The sequence below is a fragment of the Acinetobacter sp. HY1485 genome, assembly GCF_027568475.1.
GTDB lineage: Bacteria > Pseudomonadota > Gammaproteobacteria > Pseudomonadales > Moraxellaceae > Acinetobacter.
This window is the reverse complement of record NZ_JANKZG010000021.1, coordinates 1-7137: the sequence shown is the minus strand read 5'-3', so window position 1 is coordinate 7137 and position 7137 is coordinate 1. Positions and strand designations below refer to the sequence as shown.

General features: G+C 41.4%; 7 protein-coding genes and 1 pseudogene. All 8 read left to right on the top strand.

Annotated elements, in window-relative coordinates:
- Nucleotides 1–404 (top strand): annotated as a pseudogene (locus PCI70_RS12015) (hypothetical protein); the annotation flags it as partial.
- Nucleotides 401–1390, top strand: a complete 990-nt coding sequence (locus PCI70_RS12010; protein WP_269915579.1) for a phage BR0599 family protein — start codon at nucleotides 401–403, stop codon at nucleotides 1388–1390. The pseudogene PCI70_RS12015 and the gene PCI70_RS12010, both read left to right, overlap by 4 nt.
- A gap of 9 nt (nucleotides 1391–1399) precedes the next feature.
- Nucleotides 1400–1642, top strand: a complete 243-nt coding sequence (locus PCI70_RS12005; RefSeq protein ID WP_269915578.1) for a hypothetical protein — start codon at nucleotides 1400–1402, stop codon at nucleotides 1640–1642.
- Complete coding sequence (locus PCI70_RS12000; RefSeq protein WP_269915577.1) at nucleotides 1642–1839, top strand: hypothetical protein; 198 nt, start codon at nucleotides 1642–1644, stop codon at nucleotides 1837–1839. Before PCI70_RS12005 ends, PCI70_RS12000 begins: the two co-directional genes overlap by 1 nt.
- Nucleotides 1829–4657, top strand: coding sequence for a phage tail protein (locus PCI70_RS11995; protein WP_269915576.1), 2829 nt, complete (start codon nucleotides 1829–1831; stop codon nucleotides 4655–4657). The genes PCI70_RS12000 and PCI70_RS11995 overlap by 11 nt, the downstream gene beginning before the upstream one ends.
- A 4-nt stretch (nucleotides 4658–4661) precedes the next feature.
- Nucleotides 4662–6203 (top strand): LamG-like jellyroll fold domain-containing protein, encoded by a 1542-nt coding sequence (locus PCI70_RS11990; RefSeq protein ID WP_269915575.1) that lies wholly within the window; start codon nucleotides 4662–4664, stop codon nucleotides 6201–6203.
- A 164-nt stretch (nucleotides 6204–6367) separates the two neighbouring features.
- Nucleotides 6368–6646, top strand: a complete 279-nt coding sequence (locus PCI70_RS11985; protein WP_269915574.1) for a holin — start codon at nucleotides 6368–6370, stop codon at nucleotides 6644–6646.
- A partial coding sequence (locus PCI70_RS11980) for a glycoside hydrolase family protein (protein WP_269915573.1) occupies nucleotides 6630–7137 on the top strand: 508 nt, incomplete at its 3' end. The genes PCI70_RS11985 and PCI70_RS11980, both read left to right, overlap by 17 nt.

Here is a 7137-nt window from a genome sequence, read left to right as displayed (position 1 = left end):
ACCAACAAGAGCTGTTTGAGTTTAAGCAGTGGTTGGTCAGACGTATGGGGCAGTATCGTCCGTTTTACATGCCAAGCTATGAGAGCAATTTACGTTTGGTGAGTCTGAACGGCAATAGTTTGGTGGTGCAAGATGATGATGTGATGTCCTGTGCATCCAATCGTTTAAAACTCGCCATTAAAGCGAATGGACAATGGTATGCGGTGCAGGCGAGTCAGGTTGAGCAAGTGTCATCTACCCAAGTGAAATACACCCTCACATCAAGTTTAGGGTTTGCCACTTCACAGGTGCAACGCATCAGTTATTTGGGTCTGTATCGCTTGAACAGCGATTCGATTGATTTTACGTATAAAGGCAATGAAATCGTTGAAGCTAACACCTCAATTATGGAAATTGAAGCATGAATATTTTTAAAAGAAAGCATGAATTATTTCGCTTCGCAGAAGGGGAGAGTGCATTTTGCTTAACCACCGCCAATAAGTTCATCACACATAACAATGAAGTATATGAACCCAGTGCAATTGAGCGAACCACCATCAACTTAAAGTCAGAAATGGAAAAACAAAGTGTGACCATTTCACTTGATCTCAACAACACGGTTGCACAACGTTACCTCACCACCACGGTTGAAGTAGCAGTCGGCTTAACCATATTTGAAAACTACGATGGCGACACCCAAGTGATCTGGAAAGGGCGTTTAACCATGGTGAGTGTGGATGGTGCAACGGTGAAGCTTAAGTTTGAGAATGGCTCAACGATGCGTAATCGAGCAGGGGCATATCGACGCTATCAACGCACTTGCCCTCATGCACTGTATGGTAAGTCTTGCCGACTCAGTAAAGATGATTTTAAACATCAGGCTGTGGTTGCAGAAATAACATCTAGTACGGTGACGTTATATAGTATGGACTCGTTTGCTGCGGCATATTTTGCAGGGGGTATCATTGAAAACAATACCGAGATCATGCGATATATTACAAAGAACCAAGAAGCGGTGCTTTTAACACAGCAGGCAACCATCAATACCACGGTTAGCAAGGAGTGGGATGAAACAAGCAAAACCCTTACGACCACCACACAGGTAGACACTGTTTACCCCAACACAACGCTAAGCAATAGCACTAAACAAACACAAACCCTTGAAACCACGCCTAGTGATACAGACTTAGCGACAACAAGCAATCGAAAAACGGTTGACCTGTATCAAATCACACTGACGTTATTTAATTCATTTACAGCAAGCGACCTTGCTTTAGGTGACGTTGTCAGTATTTATCCGGGGTGCGACAAGCTCAATACCACCTGTACCGATAAGTTTAATAATATTTTAAATTTTGGCGGCTTTCCTTTTATGCCAAGTAGCAACCCATTTGTGGGTACCATTATTTAGGAGTAAGTGATGACACCAATTGAGTGGATTGTTTACGCAATTCTTTTAATTATCTCCATTGCTACTTATGTCACCGCACGCAAAGCAGCCAATCAAGATACACAATCAACCGCAGGTGATTTTGAAGCAACCACAGCAGAAGAAGGTAAAACCATTCCTGTCGTGTTTGGCACCTGTTGGCGTGGGCACAATGTGGTGCAATATGGTGATGTAGACAGTGAAGCGGTCAAAGCGAAGGGAGGGAAAAAGTAATGGATGATGATGTCATTGTTCGATTTGAACACGTTAAACAAGCTCGGATGTGTAGCAAAGGCACCCGGGCTTTTTTTATATCTCATAATTTAGATTTTCAGTCGTTTTTAAAACATGGTATCAAAGCATCAGAACTTGCAAAGCTTAACGATGCAATGGCCAATCAAGCCATAGAGGTGGCACGACATGGGAAGTAGTAAAAAACAAACCATTGGCTATAAATTCTTTGCAGGCATCCACATGGTGCTCAGTCATGGTCCAATTGATGCCATTAAAAAAATCTTAGTGGATGATAGCAAAGTGTTGCTTGAGGGAAATTATGTAGCAGGGTCGTACACTATTAGTAAAGAAAGTCTATTTGGTGGTGAGAGTTCACAAGGCGGTATTGCCGGCACACTGGACATTCTTGACGGTTCTCCTGATCAACTGCAAAACAGTTATTTAACCAAACTTGCAAAAAATGCCGAGTCTTCACAAGCGTATTTGCCTGCTTATCGTGGTGTAGCATCCATGGTATTGCACGATAAATATAGTTATGAATACCTTGCAATAGACAAACAAACTGGACAATACACAACTAAAACTATCAGTGGCGACCGAGGGATGTTGTTAGGGATGAACCCCTACCTTAAAACATGGAAAACCTTAGTTCAACGGATCCACAAAACCAGTGATGGTGATGTGCAATGGTACGATGAAAAGGCAGCCATTGGCACCGTAACTATCAATAACCTTGGGCAGATTGCTTTTATCTTAGATGATTCGGGATCAATGTCTGATGCCAACATGAAAAATATGAAGGCAGGGGTCAACAATGTTTTAGATAGTATCAGTGGCAACAATATCGATGTGATGATTCAGGCAATTAACTCAGGTGTTCGGATTTATCGTAAAGCAAGTTCAAGTGATATTGATAGTGCGAAAGCATTTGTGAATAGCTTGACTGCAAATGGTTGGACATCGGCAACCAATGCCTACGGAAATATTAATAATTTTTTTACCTTTAGTGATAGTTCAACCCTAAGCGAAAAAATCGTTTTAACGCTGTCCGATGGGGAGATGCAAGACGTAGAAACAGCGAAAGCAAATATTCAAACCGCCTTTAAGAAAGTTAAGTTTGTTGGCTTGGGTATGGGTACTGTGGGTAGTCTCAATGATTTTGATAACACAGGTAATCCTGTGCAAGTCGTTTCAGCTGATCAAATCGCAGCTGCAATTTCAGGTGTATTTTACACGTATGCAGATATGAATCCTGCTCATATTATTCGTGAATGTCTTGTCAATGATGTTTGGGGGATGGGTAAACCTGAATCAGAGATTAATGACGAATCATTTAAAACGGCTGCCGATACGCTTTATGCTGAACAACTCGGTATGTCGATTACATGGACACAAGAATCAGCGATTGAATCGTTTTTAGAACAGATTCGTAATCACATTAATGCTGTGATTTATGAAGATCCAAGCACAGGACTGACCGTGCTGAAACTGATTCGCGATGATTATGATGAAGCAAGCCTTGTCATACTCAATGAGAGCGATATTAGCGAAGTCACCGAGTTTCAACGCGCAACCTTTAGCGAACTCATCAACCAAGTTACCGTGACCTATACCAATGTGGCCACAGGTGAAGATGGTACGATTACGGTACAAGATACAGCTTTGGTTTCCATGCAAAACAGCATTAACTCTAAGTCAGTTGAGTACAAAGGCTTCTCCAATATCAACAACGCAGGTCGTGTAGCGATGCGTGATCTTAAGGTTTTAGCTACGCCACTAATTAGTGCCGAAATCAAGGTGAAACGCTCCGTTGCACGTAACTTTAGACAAGGTGATGTGTTTAAGTGGGATTGGAAAGATTACAACGTTAATAGCGTCGTGATGCGTGTGTTAGCGGTGGATCTTGGCAACGGTAAAAACAACAGTGTCACCGTGACTTGCACCCAAGACATCTTTGCCATGCCCGACTCTACCGTAACAGCCGTGCAGCCAAGCAATCCAGAAAGTATAGATTTAACTCCTGTCACACAGCAAATTGCCTTTGATATGCCATACCTTGAGCTTGTGCAACGCCAAGGACAAAGCGCTATTGATGCCATTTTAGCAAACAATCCTGAAGCCTCCTTCTTTGGTGTGGCATGTGCACGACCCACCACAGGGGCAGTGGCGCAAAACGTACAGCTGTACTTGATGAGTGAAGCAAGCGGTAATTACTTGCGTGACTCTAATTTTGACTTTTGTTCGGTGTTTACGCTGGCAACAGATCTTGATTATTTGGATACGCAAATTGTCACAGCAAGTACCGCTGATTTCTCACTGATTGATGTCACAGAAGATTTACCTGTTTGGGCGCAAATTGGTGATGAAATCGTGTCGATCACCGCAATTTCAGTAGACGACAGCAACAATATTGTCTTAACAGTCAAACGTGGCGTATTAGATACGGTACCTGCACAACACAGCAAAGACAGTGTGGGTTATGTGTGGGATGTCATGAATGGAGGCAGTGAAACCGAACATGTGGAAACTGAAACGATCTCAGCCAAACTGGTAACATCATCACTCAGTGCTTTGCTTGATGTTGGTGATGCCACTGCAATTTCAGCCACGATGCAAGGTCGTGCATATCGTCCATATCCACCTGCTAATGTTCAGATTGATGGGAAGTATTACCCTGATACCGTTGGTGACAAGATCAACTTAACCTGGTCACACCGCAACCGCCTACAACAAACCGGGGGTGACTACTTAGGATGGGTGGATGGCAATGTCACACTTGAACCTGGTGTGACGTATTACCTGACCATCACTGATGAAAAATCCAATGTACTGCTTGATCAAAATATTGGTGCAGTAGATCAATATAGCTTTGATGTTTCAGCTTCCAGTGCAAATCAATTTCATATCACGCTGAAATCAGTACGCAATAGCATTGAAAGCTATCAAATATTTACACACAGCGTTAAAGCATCTTTTGAAGCACCTTATAACGTTGTAGCAACATATAGCGAGTAAAATAATGAGCAACATTACATTAACGTGGGATTCAGACGGCTCTAGTGAGTCGTTTTCTGTTTATCGAGCAGAGCAAACCATTGATACAAGCAATCTACCAACGCCGATTGCCACAGGTATTACTGATAAAACCTATATCGATAGTGACATCATTGAGGATAAAACCTACTTTTATCGGGTTGCATCAAATAAAGGGAATCAACAAAAAATTAGTGATGAAATTAGTATCATCGCAACAAACCATGATCAATACTTCCAGTTTGTTGATTTTCTTCTTTTCGCAGATGGCGATATGGGTACAGCAACCTTTGTTGATGCTTCGCAAAAAAAACGCACAGTTAAGGCGAGCAATGTTGTATTAACCAAACCCAAGTTTAGCCAGTACATTAAAGCAAAGTCTGCTCAGCTATCTGCCAATATTTCAACGCTTGGTATTTCTGATTTTACACTTGAAATTTGGGTTTGCCCAAGTTCATCAAGCTCAAGTTGGGCAAGAGTATTTCAAATTGGAAGTGAAGGTGCAGGCTACCTATCGCTATTTAGAAATTCAAATACCACACCAATGCAGTTTATATTACATGCACGAGATTCTTCAGGATCATCCGTTTCATTGATTAATGCAGACAAGGCAATTAATACGGAAACAGCATATAGTCACATCTGCCTAATGAGAAAAGATGGTGTGTTCTATTTATTTATTGATGGCATTCTTTCAGGGAGTAATTCCCAAAATACTGCCCTAAGGATTTCCCTTAACACACTGTACTTACTTAACAATAATCAATCTGCGTACTTAAACGCACTGTTTGATTCATTTAGACTTACAACGGTTGCACGTTATGATCCTACAGGCTTCCAAGTGCCTGCAAAAGCATTTGGGCGTGACGTTTCCAATGATAAATTCTCTGATAAAGTTGATCTTTTAATTGATGCAAATGAGACAACACAAATTGGTGTAATTAAAGATTTATCAAGTAATGCTCGCACACTTAGCTTAAGTGGTACTCTTAATTTACTTATGCCTAAATTTAGTGATGGGTTAATTGAATATAATCCATCCACTTCGTCATTATCTACTCAAGTCGAGGTATTAAATACTTCAGATTTTACACTTGAGTCGTGGCTTATGATTGATATAGCAAACTCAATTAACAATGGAAGGCTTTGGCAGTTGGGGGAAAATACAACTCAAGGGATGCTGAATGTATATCTTGAATTAGACTCGAAAAAACTCGTACTTTCAATTTATACCAATTCTTCTTATCAATATCTTGCAACACTTAATATCGATTCAATGCAAATGATGCATCTTTGCTTAATGAGAAAAGATGGTGTGTTTTATTTATTTAAAGATGGTGTAGCAGTACAGAGTACAGCGTTAGAGCAATTTACCTCCTATTCCATTTCTTCATCTAACTTAAAACTATTCTCAGACAATGCAGGTCGAGATATATCTGCCCACTTAGACAGTTTAAGATTGACGCAGTTGGCTCGTTACGAGCCTAAAGGCTTTACCCCACCAATCACTAAATTCTTATCATCTTAACTATTTAACAATCCCCTGCGGGTTAAGACGTGTAGGGAATTATATTGCTCAAATTCTTTTGATTTGTTGTGGGTTAGTCAGGCCAACACAAATTAATTCACCTTATAAACACCCTGCGTTTTAATTAACTCGGGGTTTTTTATTGCCCAAATTTAGGAACTCCAATGACAGATCAACGCATTATCGAAACGGCATCGAGTGTCGCTTCTGTATCAACTAAAACCACGATGGGCGTATCAGGCGCGAGCTTATTAGCTTGGGTTGCCAACTTAGATCTATTGGCACTCATTGGCTTGGCTGTCGGTATCGGTGGCTTTTTTATTAGCTTATCTAGCTTCTTTGTGAATTGGTATTACAAGGCAAAGGAAAACCAACGCGCAGAGGAACTTCATCGCGCAGAACTGAAAAAATTACAGGAGCAATTTCATGTCGAACAAAAATAAACTTATGGTGGGATTACTCACCGCATCCCTTGGCTTTATCGGTGGGGTAAAACTCAATGAGGGCTTTACCTCAAAACCTATTGTTCCAACCAAGGGCGATGTGCCTACGATTGGCCACGGAACTACCGTTTACCCCAATGGGGTATCAGTCACACTGCATGATCGACCCATCACCCGAGCCACCGCAGATCATTACTTACGTCAGCATGTGGGTAAAACAGAACGTCAGCTTAAAAACTCAATTCCAAAAGTTGCATTGTCACAAACTGAATATGACGTGTATCTCGACTTTGTCTACCAATACGGCATTGGTGCATTTAACAAGTCGTCTATGCGTACCAATCTGTTAAATGGTCAATATGCACAGGCTTGTCGCTCACTCCTGCAATACCGCTACGTGGCGAAGCGTGACTGTAAGGTTCGCTCAAACAATTGCTATGGCGTGTATACGCGTCAATTAGAACGCTATCAGAAATGTATCGGAGAGAACC

Excerpts from the sequence above, each read along its gene's own strand:
- PCI70_RS12010 (WP_269915579.1), top strand. The coding sequence starts at position 401 with ATGAATATTTTTAAAAGAAAGCATGAATTATTTCGCTTCGCAGAAGGG.
- PCI70_RS12005 (WP_269915578.1), top strand. The coding sequence starts at position 1,400 with ATGACACCAATTGAGTGGATTGTTTACGCAATTCTTTTAATTATCTCC.
- PCI70_RS12000 (WP_269915577.1), top strand. The coding sequence starts at position 1,642 with ATGGATGATGATGTCATTGTTCGATTTGAACACGTTAAACAAGCTCGG.
- PCI70_RS11995 (WP_269915576.1), top strand. The coding sequence starts at position 1,829 with ATGGGAAGTAGTAAAAAACAAACCATTGGCTATAAATTCTTTGCAGGC.
- PCI70_RS11990 (WP_269915575.1), top strand. The coding sequence starts at position 4,662 with ATGAGCAACATTACATTAACGTGGGATTCAGACGGCTCTAGTGAGTCG.
- PCI70_RS11985 (WP_269915574.1), top strand. The coding sequence starts at position 6,368 with ATGACAGATCAACGCATTATCGAAACGGCATCGAGTGTCGCTTCTGTA.